The sequence below is a fragment of the Pseudomonas sp. Sample_20 genome (assembly GCF_004307585.1).
GTDB classification, from domain to species: Bacteria; Pseudomonadota; Gammaproteobacteria; order Pseudomonadales; family Pseudomonadaceae; genus Aquipseudomonas; species Aquipseudomonas atacamensis.
Genome location: NZ_RCOA01000020.1, coordinates 127,954 through 148,801, shown reverse-complemented (window position 1 = coordinate 148,801; position 20,848 = coordinate 127,954). Strand labels below are relative to the sequence as shown.

Sequence of the window (20,848 nt, the reverse complement as noted above, 5' to 3'; positions counted from 1 at the left end):
GCCATGCTGATTCCGGTGATTCTGTCCGGCGGTGCCGGCACCCGTTTGTGGCCGGTGTCCCGCGAGGGCCACCCCAAGCCGTTCATGACCCTGCCCGACGGCCAGTCGCTGCTGGGCAAGACCTACCAGCGTGCGGCGGCGTTGCTGGACGGCTGGGGCGACATCGTCACCGTGACCAACCGCGAGTATTACTTCCAGAGCAAGGATCACTACTGCGCGGCGCATGTGTCGCGCCATCGCGGGCACTTTCTGCTGGAGCCGAGCGGGCGCAACACCGCACCGGCGATCGCAGCGGCAGCACTGTCATTGCAGGTGCTGCATGGTGACGACGCAATCATGGTGGTGATGCCGGCGGATCATCTGATCGTCAATCAGGACGCCTTGAAGAGTGCGGTCGAGCACGCAGTGAATCTGGCGAAGGACGGTTATCTGGTGACCTTCGGCGTAGTTCCGACCGCGCCGGAAACCGGCTTCGGCTACATCGAGACCGGTGCGCCGCTGGACGCCAGAGGCGCGGCCAAGGTGCAGCGTTTCGTCGAGAAACCCGACTTGCAGACCGCCACGCATTACCTGGAGAGCGGCAACTTCCTGTGGAATTCGGGAATGTTCTGCTTCACCACCGCGACGCTCATTACCGAACTGCAACTGCACGCACCCGAGTTGCTGGAACAGACCCGCGCCTGCATGGCCGTCAGCGCACCGGTCGAAACGGTCGGCTGCCTGCAACAGGAGTTGTCATCGGCCCTGTTTGCCGAAATCACCGACATCTCCATCGACTACGCGCTGATGGAGCGCTCGGAAAAAGTCGTGGTGGTACCTGCCGGTTTCGACTGGAGCGACATCGGTTCGTGGAACGCGGTCGCCGCGCTGATTCCCGCCGACGCCGACAACAACCGCGCCAGCGGCGAAGCGATCTTCATCGACAGCCACAACAACTTCGTGCAGAGCGAAGGCCGGCTGGTGGCGACCGTCGGTGTGGATAACCTGATCATCGTCGACACCGCCGATGCGGTGCTGGTGGCCCATGCCGACCGTGCACAGGATGTACGCCGCGTGGCCAAGCAACTCAAGGACAAGTCCCACGAAGCCTATCGCCTGCATCGTACTGTCAGCCGTCCCTGGGGCACCTACACCGTTCTGGAGGAAGGCCCGCGTTTCAAGATCAAGCGCATCGTGGTCAAACCCGGTGGCAAGCTGTCTTTGCAGATGCATCATCATCGCAACGAACACTGGGTAGTGGTCGAAGGCATGGCCAAGGTCACCAACAACGGTTCCGGCACGACCCTGGTCGCCAAGAATGAATCAACGTTCATTGCTGCCGGCCACAAGCATCGCCTGGAGAACCCCGGAGTGATCGACCTGGTCATCATTGAAGTGCAAAGCGGCGAATATCTGGGCGAGGACGATATCGTTCGCTTCGAAGATCAATATGGCAGGACGGTCTGAATGCTGCTTTCCCTGTACCGCTCGCTGCACAGCTACCGTGGATTCATCCTCGGCAGCGTGCAGCGCGAGTTTCAAGCGCGTTATCGCAACTCGCTGTTCGGCGCGCTATGGCCGATCTTCAATCCGCTGTCGATGATCATCGTTTACACGGTAATTTTTTCGCACATCATGCGCGCCCGTTTGCCCGGGGTAGCTGACGGCATGGCTTACAGCATCTACCTGTGCGCCGGCCTGTTGGCCTGGGGGCTGTTTTCCGAAATCACCCTGCGCAGCCAGAACATGTTTCTCGACAACGCCAACCTGCTGAAGAAAATCAGCTTCCCGAGGATTTGCCTGCCGGTGATTGTGTTGATAAACGCCGGGATCAACTTCGCGATCATCATCAGCCTGTTTCTCGGGTTTCTGCTGATCACCGGGCGCTGGCCGGGAATGGCTTTACTGGCACTGATTCCGCTGATTGCTCTGCAAATGATGTTCTGCGCCGGGCTGGGCATGGTCCTCGGCGTTTTGAACGTGTTCTTTCGCGATGTCGGTCAACTGTTCGGCATCTGTCTGCAGTTCTGGTTCTGGCTGACACCGATCGTCTACCCGATCACCATCTTGCCGGAGTGGCTGCAGAGTCTGCTGCGATTCAACCCTCTGACAAACCTGATTGCCAGCTATCAGAATGTCTTCCTTTACGGCCAGTGGCCAGCCTGGAGTTCACTATTGCCGGCATTCATGATCGGCGCGATCTTCTGCGCAATAGGACTGCGCCTGTTCCGCCAGCGGGTCGGTGAAATGGTGGATGAACTCTGATGGGACATATCCGTGTTACCGGGCTGGGCAAAGCCTACAAACAATACCCCAGTCGCTGGAGTCGTCTGGCCGAATGGCTGATTCCCTTTTCCCGATTGCGGCACAACCGGCACTGGGTATTGAAGGACCTGACCTTCGAAATACCTGCGGGCCAGGCCGTGGGCATCGTCGGAGTCAATGGCGCAGGCAAGAGTACGCTGCTGAAGATGATTACCGGCACGTCCCGACAAACCTGCGGCACCATTGAGCTGACCGGCCGGGTCGCCGCATTGCTGGAACTGGGGATGGGCTTTCATCCTGACTTTACCGGCAGGCAAAACGCCGTGATGGCCGGGCAATTGCTCGGCATGCAACTTGAAGAAATCAACGCCTTGATGTCGCAAATCGAGAGCTTCGCGGAAATCGGCGCGGCGATCGATCATCCGGTGCGTACATATTCCAGTGGGATGCAGATGCGTCTGGCGTTCAGCGTCGCCACCGCACGCCGCCCCGATATTCTGATCGTCGACGAAGCGTTGTCTGTCGGGGATGCGTATTTCCAGCACAAGAGCTTTGAGCGCATCCGCAGCTTTCGCGAGGCTGGCACAACCTTGCTGATCGTGTCCCACGACCGCTCGGCGATTCAGTCGATCTGCGATACCGCGATCTTGCTTGATGGTGGCCGTCTGGCCATGCACGACAGGCCTGAAGCCGTAATGGATTATTACAACGCTCTGCTCGCCGAGCGCGAGGGCCAGACAGTGCGCCAGGAAATGCTCAGTGGCGGCCACGTGCAGACCGTGTCGGGTACCGGTGAAGCCGGCATTGTGCGGGTGCGCCTGCTCGACGAATCCGAGCGCTTGATCGAGGCCGCCGAAGTCGGCCAGCCAGTGGTCCTGGCAGTGGACGTCGAGGTACGTCAGGACATCGAGAGGCTGGTGCTCGGTTTCATGATCAAGGATCGTCTCGGCCAGCCCATGTATGGGATCAATACCCATCGCCAGAACCAGGCGCTGGAAAATCTGCGCGCCGGTGAGCGCATCAACTATCGCTTCGCGTTTGTGATGGGCCTTGGAAAAGGCAACTATTCCGTAGCGCTGAGCCTGTCGAGGCTGGACTCGCATCTGGATCGAAACTTCGAATGGCGTGATTTCGGTCTGGTGTTTCATGTCATCAACAATCGACGCGAAGATTTCGTCGGCTGCTCATGGCTGAATGCGCAGACCACAATCAGCCGTCATACCGAAGTCGGCCACGTCGAGCACACACCATGACCCGGCTGCTGGTCGAATGCACTCACGTATTCAGACATCCGAAGGTCAATTCGGGGATCCAGCGCGTGGTGCGCAACGTCATCAAGCAGCTGCCCGCCAGCGCTGACGGCGTTGAGTGCATGCCGGTGGTGGTGATCAATCGCCAGCTCTACCGCGTGCTGCAACTGGCGCCACTCGATACACCGTTCTGGAACAGCCTCGAAACCTTCGGTGAACGCTTGGAGCGCCTCGCCCATCGTTTCTGGCAGTGGCATCAGCGCCGCGATGCGCTATGCACGTCGAAACTGGCGCGGCGGCTCCTTTATGTCAGCTATCGGTTGACCCAGTTTGCCGTGCTCGGCCTGCCGATTCGGCTGGTCAGACGGATCAATCGCAGGCAGCTGCTTAAACGTTGCTCGCCGCTTCAACACCACCCGGGCGATCAACTGGTGCTGCTGGATTCATCCTGGCACTCGGACTTTTTCGCCCATGTCGAGCAGCTCAAACGCGACGGCGTCGGCATGATCGCGGTGATCTACGACCTGATTCCGCTGACGCATCCGCAGTTTTACGACACGCGTCTGGTCGAAGTTTTCAATGAGTGGTTCGACTGGATTACCCACACGGCCGACGGCTACATGGCAATTTCCGCCACGGTGCGTGATCAGGTGCGTGGTGAATTGCAACGCAGAATCGGTGCCGAGCAGACTGAAAAGCGCTGGTTCGATTATTTTTATCTGGGGTCCGAGCTCGACCTGCATCACGGCGCGGCAACGATCGAACCACGCCTCAAGGATCTGTTCTTCGGGTCCGAAGCGGTTTTCCTGATGGTCAGCACTATTGAGCCGCGCAAGAACCATGGGTACCTGCTCGACGCCTTCGAACGCGCCTGGGCTGCCGGCTCGACGGCACGCTTGTGCATCGCCGGACGTATCGGCTGGAAATGCGACGCGCTGCTCGAGCGAATCCGCAATCATCCGGAACTGAATCGGCGCCTGTTCATGTTCAATGACCTGAGCGACACCAGCCTTGAATATGCATACGCGCACGCCAGTGCGCTGGTCTTCCCCTCGTTCGTCGAAGGCTTCGGCCTGCCGCTGGTGGAAGCCATGCAGCGCGGTTTGCCAGCGATGGGTAGCGACATCGCGGTATTCCGCGAAATCGGTGGCGAGTTCATGGCGTATTTCGATCTGCTGGATCCACAAAGCCTTGCCGATCTGATCGAAACCTATCAGCGCAGCGGACAGTTTCCCGCCGCCCGCGACGTCGCTGGCTGGCGCTGGATCGGCTGGCGCGAGGCCAGTGTGCAGTTGGCGACACGCAGCCTTGCCCATGTTCAGCAGGCCCCGCGCGTGCAAGCGAGGCCGCATGCGCATTGCTCTTAACGCCCGCATCCTGCAAGCACCGCGCACCGGCATTGGCCACTACGTCGCCGAACTGGTCAACGCCTTGCACAGCGAACCCGATGTGGACGTAAGCCTGTTTCACGGATGGGGCTGGAGTTCGGCCCTGCCGGCCGCAGCCATGCCCGGCTACTCGCGCATGACGCCATTGCTGCGGCAAATTCCCGGGGCTTATCAGGCACGCCGCTGGCTGGAGCAGAAACGTTTTGATCAGGGGCGTGCACAAGGGCTCGATCTTTATCACGAGCCGAGCCTGTGGCCCCTGGCCTTCGACGGCCCGACCGTGATCACCCTGCATGATCTGACGCACCTGCATTTTCCAGAAACCCAGCCACCAGCACGTTTGAGGGAAATCGAACGTCGTCTGGCCGCCGGCGTGGAGCAGGCGCGGGTCATTCTGACCGATTCGCAGGCGATCGCTGACGAGGCGCAGGCCTACTTCAATCTCCCTGCACAGCGATTCGTGGTGGCGCCGTTGGGTGTGGCCGAACGCTTCCGTCCTCGGCCACTTGAGGAAATCGACAGTGTGCTCAAGGCTCACGCCGTCCAGGCACGGGAATATTTCCTCTGTGTCGGCACCCTGGAGCCACGCAAGAACCTGAGCCTGGCGTTGCAGGCCCACGCCCTGCTGCCAGACGCTGTGCGCCAGCGCTTTCCCTTGTTGATTGCGGGCATGGCCGGTTGGCAGCGCGAGCAGTTCAGCGAGCCACTACGCCAGGCATTGGCCAGCGGCCACGTGTGCCTGCTCGGCTATCTGCCCGATGAGCAATTGGCGCAACTGTTGGCCGGCGCCCGGGCGCTGATATTTCCATCGTTATATGAAGGCTTTGGCTTGCCGGTATTGGAAGCCATGGCCAGTGGCACGCCGGTGGTGACCACCCGTTCTTCGGCGATGCCGGAAGTGGCCGGTGCGGCTGGCAACTATATTGAAGCGGACGATGCCGAGGGCCTGCGCGATGCAATGAGCCGTCTGCTTGACGACTCGCAGCATTGGCAGGCCTGCCGCGAAGCAGGATTGCAGCAGGCGCGGCTTTTTTCCTGGCAACGTTGTGCACAGGCTACGGCCGGTGCCTATCGCCAGGCCATGGGAGGTTGAATGCGCGTTCTTCATTTCTTCAAGACGTACCTGCCCGATTCGGTCGGCGGCATCGAACAAGTCATCTTTCAGTTGTGCGAAAGCGGCGCCCAGCATGGCATCGATGGGCAAGTGCTGACCCTCAGCACCAATCCGACGCCGCCTGTGGTGCAACTGGGCCAGCACGAAGTACATCGGGCGAAGCTGGATATTCAGTTCGCCTCGACCGGTTTTTCCTGGAGCGTGTTCAAGCAGTTCCGTGAGCTGGCCGCCGAAGCCGACGTGATCAACTATCACTTCCCGTGGCCATTCATGGATCTGGTGCATTTCGCCAGCGCCGTGAACAAGCCGAGCGTGGTCACCTATCACTCGGACATCATTCGCCAGAAGCATCTCCTCAAGCTCTATCGGCCACTGATGAATCGCTTCCTCGCCAGCGCCGACCGCATCGTTGCTGCATCGCCGAACTATCTGCACACCAGCGATGTGCTGCAGCAGTTTCAGGACAAGACCCGCGTTATCCCCTACGGCCTGAATAAAGCAGGTTATCCACAGCCTGATACCGAACGCATGAACCGCTGGCGCCAACAGCTTGGGGATAAGTTTTTTCTGTTCGTCGGGGTGATGCGTTATTACAAGGGGCTGCACATCCTGCTCGATGCGCTCAAGGGCGTCGATTATCCGGTGGTGATCGTCGGTGCCGGTCCGCTGGAGCAGGAACTGCATGCACAGGCCGCCGCGCTGGGCCTGCGCAATATTCACTTTCTCGGCCGTCTGAGTGACGAGGACAAAGTGGCGTTGCTGCAATTGAGTTACGCGATCGTATTTCCTTCGCACCTGCGCTCCGAGGCTTTCGGGATTTCGCTGCTCGAAGGCGCGATGTACGGCAAACCGCTGATCTCCAGCGAAATCGGCACCGGCACAAGTTTCATCAATATCCACAACGAAACCGGACTGGTGGTTCCGCCGAGCAATCCACAGGCCTTTCGCGAAGCCATGCGTACGCTTTGGGAAAACCCTGAGCGTGCTGCCGAGATGGGGGTCAAAGCGGAAGCGCGCTATCGGCAGCTGTTCACCGCCGATGAGATGGGTCGCAAGTGGACAGAGCTGTATCAGGAACTGCTGGCTGAAAAGGCTCTGTCCTACGCTTGAGTGGAGATCACGCGGTTTTCTGCAACCCGGCGACAGTGCGCGGCATTGCGACAAAACCCGGCAACGCTTCGATTCGTGCCAGCCAGGCGCGAACGTTGGCGTAGTCATCCAGCGAGACATTGCCCTCCGGCGCATGTGCGATGTAGCTGTAGGCAGACACGTCAGCGATGGTCGGCTCTTCGCCCGCCAGATATGCAGTTTTGCCCAACTCCAGTTCCATGACCTTGAGCAGGTTGTGCGCACGGCCAATGACTTCCTCGGCATTCAGTTGCGCACCAAACACCGTGATCAGGCGTGCCGCCGCCGGGCCAAAGGCAATCGGTCCCGCCGCTGCCGACAACCAGCGCTGCACATGCGCTGCGCCCACCGGGTCGGCCGGCAGCCAGCGTCCGTTGCCATATTTCTGCGCCAGATAAACCAGAATCGCGTTGGAATCAGCCAGTACCACGCCGTTGTCATCAATCGCCGGCACTTGGCCAAAACTGTTGATCGCCAGGTACTGCGGCTGCTTGTGCTCACCTTTGGCCAGATCGACGAAGATCAGCTCGGTCGGCAGTTGCAGCAGCGACAGCATCAACTCGACGCGGTGGGCGTGACCGGAACGGGGAAAGTTGTAGAGTTTGATCGCTTGCATGGTCGACTCCGCTGGAAAGTGACGTCGCTACGGGGATGAGCGCGCCGATGGAGTCATCATCTATGGGTTGCCGGAACAACAGAATAACCAGCCACTGCAATCGATTATTTCATCTCGTGCAATAACGCCGCAGCACTCAAGGCCGGATGCTCACGCAGCGCCTTCACGGCGAAGTCGACAAAACTGCGGATCCGCGCCGGTGCCTTGCGCCCGCCCTGATACACCACATGAATCGGCAACGGCGGCAATTCAAACTCGGCGAGGACGATTTCCAGCTCGCCCGCTGCGACCTTGTCCGCTACTTGATAGGACAGCACTCGCGTCAGGCCCAAGCCTTTTCGCGCGGCGGTGATCGCCGACTGATTGGCCGTGACGGTCAGGCGCGGTTCGGTGCGCACACTGAGTGCTTCACCGCCGTCGAGAAACGGCCAGTTGCGTTGCTGCCCGATCGCCGATGTCGCCACCACCGGCAACCCGGCCAATGCCTGCGGATGCTCCGGGCGGCCATGTTCAGCCAGAAAGCCCGGCGAAGCGCAGATTACCCGCCGCACTTCCCCGACGCGAATCGCATGCTGATTGCTGTCCGGCAGCTCACCGATGCGCACCGCGACATCAATGCCCTCCTCGACCATGTTGACGACCCGGTCCAGCAACAGCGCGTTGATCGACACATCCGGATAACGACAAAGGTAATCGGCCATCACTGGCGTCACGAACAGATCGCCGAACAGCACCGGCGCAGTAATCGTCAACTGCCCGCGCGGCAAGGCATGGCTGCCTGCCGCCGAATCCTCGGCCTCCTGCACCTCGGCAAGAATCCGCCGGCAGTCATCGAAATAACGCTGCCCGGCTTCGGTGAGATGCACGGTGCGCGTGGTGCGCACCAGCAGCTGCGTACCGATATGCTGCTCCAGCGCCGCCACCGCCCGGGTGACGCTCGCCGCCGACAGACCCAGACGCCGCGAAGCCGCCGAAAAGCCTTGCTCTTGGGCGACGACAACGAAGATCTGCATTTCCTGAAAGCGGTCCATGGGATTCCTCGGCGGCGGATACGACAATCGCAGCCGAGGCTGCGATTGGGGAAGCTGAATTTAGAGAATTAAAACTGTCGCAGCCGCTGCTGATTCCTCGGGCTCTTCAGCCATCTTCGGAGGAAACGCAAAACTGTCGCAACAGTATAAATCGCGACTTAAGCCTCATGCTCTAGACAATTAAAACTGTCGCAACCAGAAACGACACGGCTTTCACGCGCGTTCAAGAGGACCGGCGGCAGGTGGCCGCCGGTCGTAGAATCATCGACGAGGGATGAAGTAGGCAACGAGACCGATGGTCATCAACCAGACGTGGGTTGAACTGTCGACTGGGGTGTCACCTGGGAAAAGGATCATGGTAAACATGGCCGATTCTCCGGCCAGGGGAAGGGTCAAAGTCGGAATTGACTCGTGACTGTCCTGACTTTGTATTTAGTGGTGTTGATCATCGAGTTGACGAATTCGGACAAAAAAACACCTTGGCTGAGTCTGAGCGCTCCTAACTTGCCGACGCCTTGGTCCTCAGACATTACTGACGTCACAGCCTATTCCTGCAGGTGTTGTCGCCGACCCCGAATTGCCCCACCCACATAGCGTGGCAAGACTGACCCACCTCAAAAACTGCACGAATCCAGCACAGACAATGATTCGCGAGGAGTCAGACTGGATCGGTGAAGTCTCGGCAAGGCGGCTGCTTTTTCAGTTGATGTGGACATTACCGCTCCTTTGCATAAAGGCAGTTGGGCGACATAGCGCTTCTGGGCGTCAACAGCTTGGCGCGCCGACCATACGGCATTGCGGAGTCGCTCGCCCCGCTCTTCGTGGCGACGGTCCTGGGCGCCGCTGCCGTCCCTCCGGTTAAAGTCGTACTCTTGCCACTGCGCCAAGGCTTCCTCGGCTTCCTTCAGTTCCTGCTCCAACTGCGCCAACTGTTGCAGCGCAGTGACTTTTTCAGGTGAATCGGACATAACTACTCCTTGGTTCTCAGGGATATCCATGGGTTTTCGCCTTCTCAATCAGGTTCACGAGGTCGCCCCGGAAGCGCTATATATACCTGCGTCAGGACCGTGTAAAACTGGATGCCGACTCATAAGGCCAGTAAGATTGCGCAGCTTTTGCCGCAGCAATGGATGCCAAACTGACCTTCGCAAGGTGTCTTTGCCAGTCGCGCCGGTGCCCCCACAACGAGCACCTACCTGTCAGCTAAAATCTTGTCCGATTGCCTCCGGCTGTTATCAATCTTCATCTGGATGTACGCGTCGGCGTGTTGAACAGCTACATCCGCATCCATCGAACGAAACATTTCCACGACCATCCTGATTTCTTCGCTTGCGCAGTAGTTGCAATCAAGCCATACCTCCTCGGCCCTCAAAGCACGATGCACAATCAGACTGTATCTTTGTGCCCAGAACTCTCGGTAGCCATAAGGGACAGTGTCAATCACACTGTCTATAGCGCTCTCAGACAAGGCCTCCACTGCACTAGTGAGATAGAACCAAGGTCTCTGGCTAATCGATTTGTAACCTTTCCACCAGATTGGATACTCCAGTTCTTGCACCCTGGTGCCTGATACTGCTGCCAACGCCGAAAATCGCTCCACCAGAGAAATTTCCTCGCTCACCCTGAGACTCATCGCCAGCACCAAGCTAGAGCAATTCCAGTAAAACTGCCGTTCCTGTCGCTCTATATGGATGCCAGTAATGCTTTCGAGCCCATCGAAGATCTGATGAGCATCGATTTCATTTTCGTCATACAGCAGCTCACCACTTGGTTCCAAATTAGTAAGGACTGGAATGCTGCTATCCGTGCTCAAGAACTCTACCAGCGCATCGGTCGCATGAAGCTTGTGTTCGATCTCCAGGAGCGTGAGATAGATGTATAGCGCCTGATCAAGCCTACCCGCCGCTTTGGCACTGCCTTGAGGCAGCCATGTGGTTAGCTCTTGGATCACCTGAGCCTTCATCGGTCGGTAGCCTTTCAGGGTGCTGAATACGTGAGGAAAGCTTCGGGTTTCGAACTGGCATTGCAGTAACAGCAGGACTTGCCTCATGTGATCATGGTCACTCCCCATCTGGAACGTCATCATGGCCTTGAGATCCGCGACGACAGCAACGATCTCTCGGGCCTTCCTTGCGGATTCACCATCAGACGTAAACGGCCAGGCGCTACTGAATTCAGAAGAAAAACTCCTAGCGGGCTCGAGGCGTTGCAGAAGGCTAGTCAGTGTCGGACGATTCCACGCTCTAAATTCGTAGAGACCACACAGCACCTTGGTGGCAATGCTCCGATCAAACTCCCAGTAGGCCCTAAATTCATGGCCTGTCCACTGCTTGATGTCATCCTTGACAGATTTCAACAGGGGTTTTGGGGCGCGACCGGTAAAGAGCACCTGCAAGTGCTCCGAGATACGAGCTGGACGAGTGCTTTCCGAATCAAGTATCTGCCGGTTCCCCATATCATAGGCCGATGGGAATACCATGCCACGCTCGTCATCGGTCAGCAGGTAGTTGACGATGAGCTCGACCAGCGATTGAGAGTTCTTCGGCCATTTGTATGCCATCGTATCTAGGGTGCGTACACCAATCCTTGCGTGTCCCCGCAGAAAAGCCCGGCTAAAAGGCCCTTCCGGGCACTGCTGAACCTCCGGCTGTTCTTGAACCTGCTCACGAAGCTTTTCTAAATCCACATGTGTCTCCTGGATCAGAGTGTGCCGCCCCATTAGTTCTTGAGGCGGCAATTAAGGTTCTTAAGCCAACAAACCGGGGGCCGGAATCGCCTGGGTAGTGACATTTGCTGACGCCGCTCGCTCACGAATCGCTTTGAAACGCTCCTCACCGGACTCAAGCCGTTTCATGACCTTGAATTCAACTGCAGCAGCAAAAGCCGCGTCCTCGAAGGAAAGCTTTTGGTTCTTCAGGATGTCCTCCTGCATTGCAGCCAGCATGCGGGGCTCACCCTGTTCCATGCATCCCATGTTGAAGTGGTAATGCTCACTCCCAGCCTTGTAGACAGACTTGGACGCCCGTGCCGCACGACTCAATTTTTCTTTCATGACTCACCTCTTGGTTGATTGCGTTGATCGCAAGGTGAAAGGTACTGAACAGGCCGCTTCTCAACTAGGGTAGGTTTTTTCAATGGCTACAATTCGCTGGCCCCCACCACTGTAGTGGTCAACTAATCTCGGACGCCGCGTTAAGTTTTTCCTCGGCCACAGCGGGCGTCAGCTCGCTGTTCGTTGATGGATATCTGGAAGCGTCTGGCTGGAAGCAAGCAGATCAGGGCTAATGCCCTTCGGGCCCATCAAACGACTGCTTTGCCAAGCTCTTCACCTCTCCGGCTCGGAAGCTTCTCGGTATCGATGCGTTTCCGATACTCCCCACTTAACCACCCCTGTACGCGGATGCGTACCATCGGTGTAAACTTGAGAAGAAAGCCTACCTGAGTCGGGAGCGATTTCTTCTCTAGGGCCAATAGTAGCCCTGCCGGCGAAGGTAGGGGCTTGCCGAGTTTATGTGCAAGCGAGGTGCTGCTCGCGACGACATATCTGGCCGGAGAAATTGCACTAAGGTGCTTCTAGAAAAGTTTCCAGGTGCATCAGCAGATCAAACATCAACATTGGCAGGTTGTGGTGTCGCAACAGTCAATCGGGTGAAAAAAGAACTTAGAAAAATAAGGTGTAAAAGCTATGAAATCTAAAAGCTTGAAAGTATTAGCAAACGCGATCTAAAGCATAATTTCAATTGCACGATATAACAGATAACAGCCGAATACTATTTTTATAGCTCAAGCGAAACTACACAAATTCACTGATAATCTGCTCATCAACAAGTCCGAGAAAATCTTGATGGCATTTACTCAGGTAAGCTTTCTTCACCTGCGCATACTTGTTTTCGGGTTCGATTTGGAGAAGGTAATTAATTCGACCTATTAAACGCTCATAAATTAACGGATCAAAATCTGGCAGCCGCGCTAGACTACCAATATTTTTCTCCAACTCATAAATCTGAGCCCTGAGCTTTCTCTTAAATGATTTCGGAGCCCTAACTTGCCCAGAAGATATTGAGATGCCCGTTACAATCTTTTTCCTACCAGCCAACTTTAGCTGCGTTTTTTTATGATTTAGATGAAAATCATACTCCAATAAAATCTCGCCTACCAATGACGCCAAATCCCTAGGTATAAACTCCCCTGAAAATGCTAGATCGTCTGCATAACGAGAATATTTTAAACCAAAAAAATTTGCCAGTCCGGCAAGTCTGACATCTATCGGGCTGAACACTAGATTACTAAGTGCGGGACTTGTACATGCGCCCTGTGGAAGGCCATTATTCAAGATACAAATAAGCGAAGTATAAAAACACACATCAGCTTTAGCCCCATTTCTCTGAAGAGCTTCGAAGACCATTTGCCTAGAAATACTAGGAAAAAAGTCTTTTATATCAAGCTTCAATAATTCCCTACCATTGACATGAATACGAGCATGATCAATCGCGCTCTTACCTTTCACATATGCACAGGCAGAGGAGTTGGACTCAAAAGGAAAAAACAAATTATTCAGAATATTACTCTGTATAATCGCTAAGGAAGGGTATGGGGAACTTATTGTCCTAGTTCCACCACTTTTTTTTGAAATTTTGAATTCTCTATAGAAGCTCGATGGGCTTGCTATAATGCGTGACAATACAGAAAGCTCCTCCTCGGTGGAAATACCAAGGAGCATATGTAAGTGCGAATCTATCTGCATAGAAAACCTAACTAGTGTTGAAGGCCGACCCTACCAGCTTGCTCTTTTCACTTAAATTCATTCACGTAGTGAATGGATTTAACTCTATCGAGGAGCGAGCGAAGCGAGTGGAGCGATAGAGTTGAATTCATTCGTGGCTAAAATCAGCCTGAATGATAAAGGCGGATACACCTTCGATTACTAGAGTCGACCCCAACGGGCGCATTATACATAGCGACGTGCTCCGGTCAAGGCTTTAGGAGTGTACTCATCCAACACACTAGGCCGTTGAGTTTTACGGAGCCTGTTTAGCAACGCGATCTTAGCATTAGATAGATCTGGTGAAAGTCGAACGCTTCGACCCTCCCTAACAATTAAATCATTACGGACCATAAAATCCATGACTTCTATAATTAGCAGAGGGGAGACGCCATGCTGAAAGTGAAAATCATAAATTTCGTGCCACTTCCGATCAGAAATAAATTCAATAAACTCTTTGAGCGCTGTTCTTTTTGAGCTCATTGATCAGCCCGCCCGCCTCAAGAGGGTTCTAAAGCTATCCCCGCTTTTCAACTTTGCCCACCAAAACACAGGGAAGACATTGTTAGGGCAATTATCATTTTCTACGCAGTACAGCGCTTCACTTTTGGAAAACCCAAAGCTGTAGTCTTTTATTTTTTTATTTTTATAGTTTTCGTGCAGTTTCTGCTCCAACCCAAGCATAAGTAGCTTATATTCATCAGCCACTTTAGGCTCATACTTGTCTGAAATAGCTCGATCTAGAGATATTGCTGTAAATACTTCGCATCCGGTTTCATCCGCAATCCGATCGCATCCAAACCGCATGCCTGCAACAGACATATAATAAAGGGTAAAATCTTCAACTCCTCTTTTCGAAAGAATTTTGGTCAGCCACTTTGCCTTTGTAATTAGCTTTCCACCGCTACCAATGAAGTCATCAAAAAGCACGACGACGTCACCGTTCTGTATAGACTTCGCCCCACTAGGAATGCTAGGTAACATCCGAAGGTGCCAATCATCATAGGGATCTAACTTATTTTTAAGCTTTTGCATGGCTGCTACAGAGCCATCAATTTCCATATCGTTACAGGCTGCAACTATCCACGTGGTTTCTGGACTCAACGCCCAAGCTGTGATTTTAGCACTGAGATCTCTGTATGCATTTCGCTCTTTTATCGAGTCCAGTATCACAAATTCTTTTATCAGCTCTTTCAAAAATACTTGTTCGCTTCGATGATCACAGATATTCCACAGATCTGAAAACTCATCTAAATACGCTTTGACCCAAGTCTGAGCCTCAACTATTTCAAACATGTCATATAATACATCCGCTGAGACTTTTGTTGCGACCAAGCTCAAAGAAAACTCCTTGCAAAATAAATATTTGCCTGAGGACGAAACGCTAGAATCACACTATAAAAATCTTCTACAGTCTTTCACATCAAGCATAATTCAAAGATAATTTGATATCAACAACAACGAACCACCTTTGAAAGCTTTATACTAGTGTCGTGAGTGGTTAGTTTATTTTCTAACGCACAACGATCTACTGTGCACCCCTCGCCCCGAGATGGTTCCAGGCATGCCTCGTCCAATTTCTCCCTTCGCACTGCAGCCCGCCGACGTTCTTACACTTCAAGGTTGGCTGCGCATGAGTACGCTGGAGCAGAGCCTTGCTCAGCGGGCGCGGATACTGCTTTTGCTCAATGAAGGGGTGTGATCCTGGATAACAGTTCGACTCACAAAGCGGGCGTGCAACGTCATCGTCCCAGTCATCGTTGTTATAGCGATGTTGCCAAATGTCGCCGACGGCGTCTTTGTAGCGACTGTCCGTGGACCCGTTTGACCCCGAGCTTGGCGTACTCCGAAGCAGGAATGATGAAGTGGATTTCACAATAGTTGGTTCCGCCATTCCAGTTGTCGTTGCCCGTCAGTTCCGCATTCGCAGGATGACCGCGGACTACCTCCGCAGCCTCATCAGCACCCTCCGCGCGGAGAACCGCGTATACCGTCGCCAAAAGCGGCTCAATTTCGGTTTGCTCCATACGGCCCCCCAATCCAGATAACTGAGAGTCATCGTAGCTAGCAGGACGGGCCATCTGCTATCAAAAACTAGATACGTTGGTGAAAAAGCTAAACTTGAGGTATGCCCAGCAAACCAGGGGACATTTACATGCCTTTCACTTTTCAGCCCTTTCCATACATTCCCTGAACCTGCAAGCGTGCCTTGATGCCCATCTGAGCAATGCCGCTTGATCCTGGCTACTTGCGGGCAGGAAACTCTTCAAAGCCAGCGGCAATCAGATTCGGGCGAAGTGCTTTCAAGCAAGTATGTGGCACGGCCAGCCAGAACAGGTTCCGCGCTCTGGTCACGGCGACATAGCCGATGCGACCTTCCTCGGTAAGGGTGCCGGCAAGCAAGGCGTCAACGTTCGGCTTTTTGGTTACGTACAGAACCGCACCGATAGACTCGCCCTTCACCTGGTGGATGGTTTCCACTCTAATCCCGGGGCCCCGATCTTTCTCCTCCACCGCACCAGTCAGGGGAAAATCCAACAACCCGGTTTTAGCCAGCTTATTGCCCAGCTTGTCTGCGGCCTTCAACCCACATTGCCCTTCGGTTGTCGCGAGAAGTTTTTTGAGATTGGTAACTAATTTGGGATGCCATTCGGTTTTGGCCAAAAGCGTAGATGAAGGTAGCCCGGCCTCAGCGTTGCGGATGAAGCCCCACAGCAGTCGTCTAAGCCCAAGCGACAATGCATCCTGCGGGGCACCCTGAAGGTGAGTGCTGAGGCCATGCGGCGGCTGATCCATCAACCCCACCACTGCTCGGCATACAAGCTTGAAGCACTCTTGATAGCGGCCTTGCTGGTCTCTGAGCAATGCTGCTTCGGTGAACAGAGCAACCGTACCTTGACCTGGAGGAGCGGCTTTGCCGGAAAGCACTGCCGCCCGCTCAATCCCCCGGCTGAGTATCACCGCATCTTGATGTTGCATGCCCAGGTCGTCAATTTGCGCTTTGAAAGACTCAAAAAGATTAGGAAGCTCCGAGTCTTTGTACCCGACAAAATACGCCCCTCCGTTTTCAGGCTCCCGATCGGCGTCATCTTCGCGGCCACAGAGCGAGTTGGCGATGCTGATGATTGGAGGCAGAGAGCGATAATTGCGCGTGAGCTTGAAGTCATTCACCCCAGCACGGTCGTAATAGGTGCTCAGAAATGAACCGTCAGCACCTGCGAAGCCGTAAATACCCTGGTTTACGTCGCCGATGAGCGAGACTTGAACTCCAGCCTTGATGAGCAATTCCAAGATGGCCTGATGCAAGGTGCCCAGGTCCTGGGACTCATCGACCAAAATCTGTGGGTAGCGGGCGGCAAGCGCTCGCAAGACTGCAGGTTGACCCATCAACGTCCGGTACACCCAGTACCGGCCAAGCTCGTGCGTGTAAGCCCCAATGCGGCCCAGGCGCTTGATCGTCTCTGATGCCCTGACAGTATCGAGCATCACCAAATCATCGTGGGTACCGGTGAAAAAGTAGAAGTTCCCATGCTCCAGGCCCAATTTGACGTCCTTGATGGGGGTCGGACGTCCTTCCTCAGGCCAGTATTTAAAGTTGGTCAGGAATGGCTCTGTACCGGATACAAGGTACGCAGCTTGGTCTGAGGACATTGTCCGGTAAGCGTGGGGGCGCAGCACATGCTGAGTGAAGAAACCGTCGAGCGTGTCCACTTCCACGCGTTTGCGGTTGGCGTCATCTGGAAGGTCTGAAGCGAGCTGGGCATAGCCTTTGTTGAAGGTATTGACCGCAACATTCGAGAAAGACAAAAGGACAACTCGACCCCGGCTATTTTCCATTTTTTGCCGGACGGCAATCAGACGCCTGATAGCTGTTGCCGTCTTGCCGCTACCTGCGCAGGCTGTGACAGCGATAGGCCCTAGAGGCGCATTGATTATGTCCTTCTGCTCATCGGAGAGCTTCATGGTTTGATCGCTCCCTGGCAGACATGCTCAATCGCTTTACGGAGATAATCAGGTACTTCGCACGTTGGCGTGCTGGCAATCTGTTCAGCCAAAGCTTGGGCAAACCGACCCTTTTGCAGGTTACCGCTACTCGCTTTACGCTCGAACATACCGCAAAACAGCGCTCTCGCCTTCGCGGTGTTGTCTGGCTGAGCATCGACGAACTTGCGTAGCGCTGCCGAAATGATCGGATGAGGGTCTGCCAAAGCCTTGAGCATCGGGTCGCGGTTCGCCTCAAGTAATGCAAGGTCGTATTCCAGCGTTTTCAAACCGTGGAACACTTTGACGAAAGCGTCTTCCGATTCCTTCATCTTGACGGTGTTGCTCGACAGCCTCACCTCGTCTCCCAGCGACGGGTAAACTTCTTTCCGTTTTAGCTTCTTCTTTTTCTTCGCAGGCTCAGCCAACGGACCATCCGCGTCAGGACCGTCGGCGACAGGGGCGTCCGTTTCTTCGAGATACGCAGCCTCGGCGAGAATGTCTTCGATGTTACCTGCATCCAGCGCACCTTCCGCAAGCTCGTTGGCCTCTTCCTCCTCGAAAGGATCGGCGTCGGTTACGACGGCAACCGGGATCCGAAGTCCGTTTTCACCGAACAAGGGTAGGAAAGAATCGAAATTGAGTCCTTCGACACTGATCAGGCTGACCCCGAACTCTCGCAAGTCCAGCCCCATGAGCGTGGCCAGAGCATCGACGAGCATGAGCTCGGCGGCGCCTTCCACGAATATAACCCGGCGAGCAAAAAAAAGTTCGGCTCGGGTAACGTCCAGATAGCGCTCCAGCTTTTCGCGTTTGCCCTTACCGAACTTGATGTCGCGCGGGAAGAAGGTCTCTACGCCGGCATCGTTCTCAACCAAACACACCAGGGATTCGAGCTTGGAGTTGCTGGCAAAATTGGGGGAGTGACTGGTGACGAACAGCTGCACCGCCTTTTCACCTTCGCTCGTTGGCACGCCTGCGAGGTAGCGCAACAACACGCGCTGCAACTGGGGATGCAAATGGGCTTCCGGCTCTTCAACAATCAAGCTGCGATACGCGGCGTCCGGATTCTTGGCCAGCTCGCTTAGCACTACCGCCATGAAAATCAGGTTGTTGAAACCTAGGCCATTCTGCTCAATTTCCATTGCTTGAGCCGTGAGGGAAAGCCGAGCAGATAACCGCTGAAAGTCCGTCGCGCTAAGCCCAACAGCGAGTGTCTGTGCCAATTGATCGCCCATCATCAGGCCATGTCGGGACGAAATCGCGGTATGGGTGTTCTGGATCGCTTCGGTCTGTTGGAGCTTTTCGTCCAGTTCCTTCAATGCTTGGTTAATCGCGTCACGGGCAGGTTCATCCGTAAGCATGTGAAGCAGGTGTGCCAGCTGGCTGTTGCGGCTGGGTCGAAGTCCCTGAGCGGCATCCCGCAGGGGTTGGAGATAAACGCCCCTGAGGTTTTCCATCATGTCTGAGGTAAGGGCCACGTCCTGATGATCTCCACACCAACGCTTCACCCTGAAGCGTCCTGTCTGATCTGCGTCGGTATAGCGGACATGGATATGGGCTTCCATGGTCTTTTCAGCAGCAGGCTTGAGCGCAGCGATAAAGTCCGCTTCATCATCATGGCTTAAATCACGAAAGACAAAATGGAAGGAAATGTCGCCAGCCGGCTCGCCTTCAAGCGGACGGTGCCGGTCGGCGATATCAAGGCGGGGATACGGTTCGTCATGACCGGCGAGAAGGGTCCGAAGCGCATCCACTACAGCGCTTTTGCCAACATTGTTTGGACCTACCAGCACATTCAACCCAGGCTGAAATTTCAGCTTGGCGTCACGTAGCTTGCGGAAATTCTTAATAGTCAGCTCAGCGAGGTACATTAAAGTCTCCATCCTTGTTGTGCGGATGAAAGCCTATATGAGCTGAAGTGCGCAATAGGGCTTCCGCTCTCCGACTTCCAAGGTCCGCTATTGATGAAGGCGATCGTGCCTTCAGGTGCGAAAAAAGGATGCTGCCCCACCTCGCCATGCCCCTCTTCCCACACCCTACACCCTGCAGCACGGCGAGCACACTGAGCACGCCGAGTACATTCAGCACAACTGAGCACCGAAAAACAAAAATAAAAATATGAAATTCAGCAGGTTATAAATATTTTCTGCGCGATATCACGCAATTCGATTACCTGAACTAGTCTCATATCAGGAATTTGAGTGGTCTGTATCGTTCATTCACGTGCATAGAAATGCGCGATATGAGCGTGTAATGACGGTTTGCCATCGTCAACAGATGCCCGGAAACTGAACCCAACAGAAACGGATAAGGGCTGCACAATGGCCAACTCAAAACAGTCAGCAAAACGCCGCTTAACGATGGCGGAACGTGCTCAGCAACTGATGCTGGTCCACTTTCCCACCATTCCCGATGCGTTGAAATGGACGCGAAAAACCCACGACGGCTTTAGCACGATTCCTCGAACCCTGCCCATTGCCATGCAGATTATTGACGCCGATTCGAAGGGGCAGCCTGCCGGGCACGTGCTGTTTTGTCTATGGGCGCGTATGCCCGATCATCCGGTCATAACGATCGAGAACCCAAGCACGCTTGCGGCTGAAGCCGGGTTTCTCGGGGAGCGGGCCGTGGACACCTGGCGTCGCCGGATGAAGAAGCTCCGGGAGCTGAACTTCATCATGACCAAGCCAGGCGCATCCGGCGAATTTCACTACGTGATGCTCACCAATCCTAATGCTGCGGTCGAGTGGATGCGCAGCCACGGCAAGGTTCAGGATGGCCTGTATAGCCGCTTCATCGAGCGACTTCCGGAGATCGGTGCCTATGGCGACATAGAAGCGCTCCATGCCTATTGGGCCGCGCTCAAAGAAGCAGAGAAGGCGGCTGTGGCTGCTGAAGTTGCTAAGCAGGCATCGAGCCCCTCCGTATTGGACGAGACGGCCCCAGCTCCACCCACCAAACCCAAGCGGATCAGGAGGACGAATGCTAATGCGTAGGAGAGTACGGGGCGCTAAGTGCTAATTCACCCACCTCGGCGCCCTCAAAAATAAAGCCCTGGACCAGCTGAAGGTCGAGTCTTGACTGGTCGGGCTGTGGTGGTGCAACGCTTAGCTGATCGATACAACCTAGAGGAGGCTGAAAATGCAGTTACTGAGGAGAAGAGTCGCGGGCGCCGAGTGCCAATCCACCCACCTCGGCGCCCTCAAAAATAAAGCCCTGGACCAGCTGAGGGTCGAGTCTTGACTGGTCAGGGCTGTGGTGGTGCAACGCTTAGCTGATCGATACAACCTAGAGGAGGCCAAAAAATGCAATTACTGAGGAGAAGAGTCGC

16 protein-coding genes and 2 pseudogenes are annotated in these 20,848 nt (G+C 55.0%); 8 read left to right on the top strand and 10 right to left on the bottom strand.

What is annotated here, in order from left to right:
• Nucleotides 1–3: 3 nt before the first annotated feature.
• The 6 genes from D8U70_RS04350 to D8U70_RS04325 are packed head-to-tail and all read left to right on the top strand — an operon-like array spanning nt 4 to nt 7,106.
• Nucleotides 4–1,446 carry a mannose-1-phosphate guanylyltransferase/mannose-6-phosphate isomerase gene (locus D8U70_RS04350; protein ID WP_130928368.1) on the top strand — a complete coding sequence of 481 codons (1,443 nt, stop codon included), beginning with the start codon at nt 4–6 and terminating at the stop codon, nt 1,444–1,446.
• Nucleotides 1,447–2,244 (top strand): ABC transporter permease, encoded by a 798-nt coding sequence (locus tag D8U70_RS04345; protein ID WP_130928367.1) that lies wholly within the window; start codon nt 1,447–1,449, stop codon nt 2,242–2,244.
• Complete coding sequence (locus tag D8U70_RS04340; protein ID WP_073470833.1) at nt 2,244–3,497, top strand: ABC transporter ATP-binding protein; 1,254 nt, start codon at nt 2,244–2,246, stop codon at nt 3,495–3,497. The genes D8U70_RS04345 and D8U70_RS04340 overlap by 1 nt, the downstream gene beginning before the upstream one ends.
• On the top strand, nt 3,494–4,861 hold the full coding sequence (locus D8U70_RS04335) for a glycosyltransferase family 1 protein (RefSeq protein WP_130928366.1): 1,368 nt from the start codon (nt 3,494–3,496) through the stop codon (nt 4,859–4,861). Before D8U70_RS04340 ends, D8U70_RS04335 begins: the two co-directional genes overlap by 4 nt.
• Nucleotides 4,845–5,975, top strand: a complete 1,131-nt coding sequence (locus tag D8U70_RS04330) for a glycosyltransferase family 1 protein (RefSeq protein WP_130928365.1) — start codon at nt 4,845–4,847, stop codon at nt 5,973–5,975. The genes D8U70_RS04335 and D8U70_RS04330 overlap by 17 nt, the downstream gene beginning before the upstream one ends.
• Nucleotides 5,976–7,106: a glycosyltransferase family 4 protein gene (locus D8U70_RS04325; RefSeq protein ID WP_130928364.1), complete on the top strand. Its 1,131-nt coding sequence runs from the start codon at nt 5,976–5,978 to the stop codon at nt 7,104–7,106.
• A gap of 7 nt (nt 7,107–7,113) precedes the next feature.
• Here D8U70_RS04325 and D8U70_RS04320 read toward each other — a convergent pair whose 3' ends face one another.
• The 7 genes from D8U70_RS04320 to D8U70_RS04290 all read right to left on the bottom strand — a co-directional run bounded on the left by D8U70_RS04320 (nt 7,114) and on the right by D8U70_RS04290 (nt 14,874).
• The gene (locus D8U70_RS04320) at nt 7,114–7,740 is read right to left on the bottom strand and encodes a glutathione S-transferase (protein ID WP_076564722.1); all 627 of its coding nucleotides are present in this window, start codon (nt 7,738–7,740) and stop codon (nt 7,114–7,116) included.
• Nucleotides 7,741–7,844: 104 nt separating this feature from the next.
• Entirely contained in the window at nt 7,845–8,771 is a 927-nt protein-coding gene (locus D8U70_RS04315; protein WP_041476539.1) for a LysR family transcriptional regulator, read from the bottom strand.
• A 614-nt stretch (nt 8,772–9,385) separates the two neighbouring features.
• On the bottom strand, nt 9,386–9,739 hold the full coding sequence (locus tag D8U70_RS04310) for a hypothetical protein (protein WP_130928363.1): 354 nt from the start codon (nt 9,737–9,739) through the stop codon (nt 9,386–9,388).
• Nucleotides 9,740–9,963: 224 nt separating this feature from the next.
• The gene (locus tag D8U70_RS04305; RefSeq protein ID WP_130928362.1) at nt 9,964–11,457 is read right to left on the bottom strand and encodes a hypothetical protein; all 1,494 of its coding nucleotides are present in this window, start codon (nt 11,455–11,457) and stop codon (nt 9,964–9,966) included.
• Nucleotides 11,458–11,517: 60 nt separating this feature from the next.
• A complete protein-coding gene (locus D8U70_RS04300) occupies nt 11,518–11,823 on the bottom strand; it encodes a hypothetical protein (RefSeq protein ID WP_129449910.1) in 306 nt (101 codons plus the stop codon).
• 741 nt (nt 11,824–12,564) lie between these two features.
• Nucleotides 12,565–13,452, bottom strand: a complete 888-nt coding sequence (locus D8U70_RS04295) for a reverse transcriptase family protein (RefSeq protein ID WP_177433945.1) — start codon at nt 13,450–13,452, stop codon at nt 12,565–12,567.
• Nucleotides 13,453–14,019: 567 nt separating this feature from the next.
• Nucleotides 14,020–14,874: a hypothetical protein gene (locus tag D8U70_RS04290; RefSeq protein ID WP_130928360.1), complete on the bottom strand. Its 855-nt coding sequence runs from the start codon at nt 14,872–14,874 to the stop codon at nt 14,020–14,022.
• A 223-nt stretch (nt 14,875–15,097) separates the two neighbouring features.
• On the opposite strand from D8U70_RS04290, the pseudogene D8U70_RS04285 reads away from it, so the two are divergent.
• A pseudogene (locus tag D8U70_RS04285) lies at nt 15,098–15,229 on the top strand (IS630 family transposase); the annotation flags it as partial.
• An 81-nt stretch (nt 15,230–15,310) separates the two neighbouring features.
• Here the strand turns inward: D8U70_RS04285 and D8U70_RS27915 are convergent.
• The 3 genes and pseudogenes from D8U70_RS27915 to D8U70_RS04270 all read right to left on the bottom strand — a co-directional run.
• Nucleotides 15,311–15,427: pseudogene (locus D8U70_RS27915) on the bottom strand (hypothetical protein); the annotation flags it as partial.
• A 350-nt stretch (nt 15,428–15,777) separates the two neighbouring features.
• Nucleotides 15,778–17,496 carry an ATP-dependent helicase gene (locus tag D8U70_RS04275; RefSeq protein WP_130928359.1) on the bottom strand — a complete coding sequence of 573 codons (1,719 nt, stop codon included), beginning with the start codon at nt 17,494–17,496 and terminating at the stop codon, nt 15,778–15,780.
• Nucleotides 17,493–19,388: an AAA family ATPase gene (locus D8U70_RS04270; RefSeq protein ID WP_130928358.1), complete on the bottom strand. Its 1,896-nt coding sequence runs from the start codon at nt 19,386–19,388 to the stop codon at nt 17,493–17,495. Before D8U70_RS04270 ends, D8U70_RS04275 begins: the two co-directional genes overlap by 4 nt.
• 450 nt (nt 19,389–19,838) lie before the next feature.
• Here D8U70_RS04270 and D8U70_RS04265 point away from each other — a divergent pair, with 450 nt between their 5' ends.
• Nucleotides 19,839–20,513: a hypothetical protein gene (locus D8U70_RS04265; protein WP_206663043.1), complete on the top strand. Its 675-nt coding sequence runs from the start codon at nt 19,839–19,841 to the stop codon at nt 20,511–20,513.
• Nucleotides 20,514–20,848: the final 335 nt, after the last annotated feature.

What these genes read in the sequence shown, in the direction of transcription:
- D8U70_RS04350 (WP_130928368.1), top strand. Translation starts at nt 4, where the DNA reads ATGCTGATTCCGGTGATTCTGTCCGGCGGTGCCGGCACCCGTTTGTGG.
- D8U70_RS04345 (WP_130928367.1), top strand. Translation starts at nt 1,447, where the DNA reads ATGCTGCTTTCCCTGTACCGCTCGCTGCACAGCTACCGTGGATTCATC.
- D8U70_RS04340 (WP_073470833.1), top strand. Translation starts at nt 2,244, where the DNA reads ATGGGACATATCCGTGTTACCGGGCTGGGCAAAGCCTACAAACAATAC.
- D8U70_RS04335 (WP_130928366.1), top strand. Translation starts at nt 3,494, where the DNA reads ATGACCCGGCTGCTGGTCGAATGCACTCACGTATTCAGACATCCGAAG.
- D8U70_RS04330 (WP_130928365.1), top strand. Translation starts at nt 4,845, where the DNA reads ATGCGCATTGCTCTTAACGCCCGCATCCTGCAAGCACCGCGCACCGGC.
- D8U70_RS04325 (WP_130928364.1), top strand. Translation starts at nt 5,976, where the DNA reads ATGCGCGTTCTTCATTTCTTCAAGACGTACCTGCCCGATTCGGTCGGC.
- D8U70_RS04320 (WP_076564722.1), bottom strand. Translation starts at nt 7,740, where the DNA reads ATGCAAGCGATCAAACTCTACAACTTTCCCCGTTCCGGTCACGCCCAC.
- D8U70_RS04315 (WP_041476539.1), bottom strand. Translation starts at nt 8,771, where the DNA reads ATGGACCGCTTTCAGGAAATGCAGATCTTCGTTGTCGTCGCCCAAGAG.
- D8U70_RS04310 (WP_130928363.1), bottom strand. Translation starts at nt 9,739, where the DNA reads ATGTCCGATTCACCTGAAAAAGTCACTGCGCTGCAACAGTTGGCGCAG.
- D8U70_RS04300 (WP_129449910.1), bottom strand. Translation starts at nt 11,823, where the DNA reads ATGAAAGAAAAATTGAGTCGTGCGGCACGGGCGTCCAAGTCTGTCTAC.
- D8U70_RS04275 (WP_130928359.1), bottom strand. Translation starts at nt 17,496, where the DNA reads ATGAAGCTCTCCGATGAGCAGAAGGACATAATCAATGCGCCTCTAGGG.
- D8U70_RS04270 (WP_130928358.1), bottom strand. Translation starts at nt 19,388, where the DNA reads ATGTACCTCGCTGAGCTGACTATTAAGAATTTCCGCAAGCTACGTGAC.
- D8U70_RS04265 (WP_206663043.1), top strand. Translation starts at nt 19,839, where the DNA reads ATGGCCAACTCAAAACAGTCAGCAAAACGCCGCTTAACGATGGCGGAA.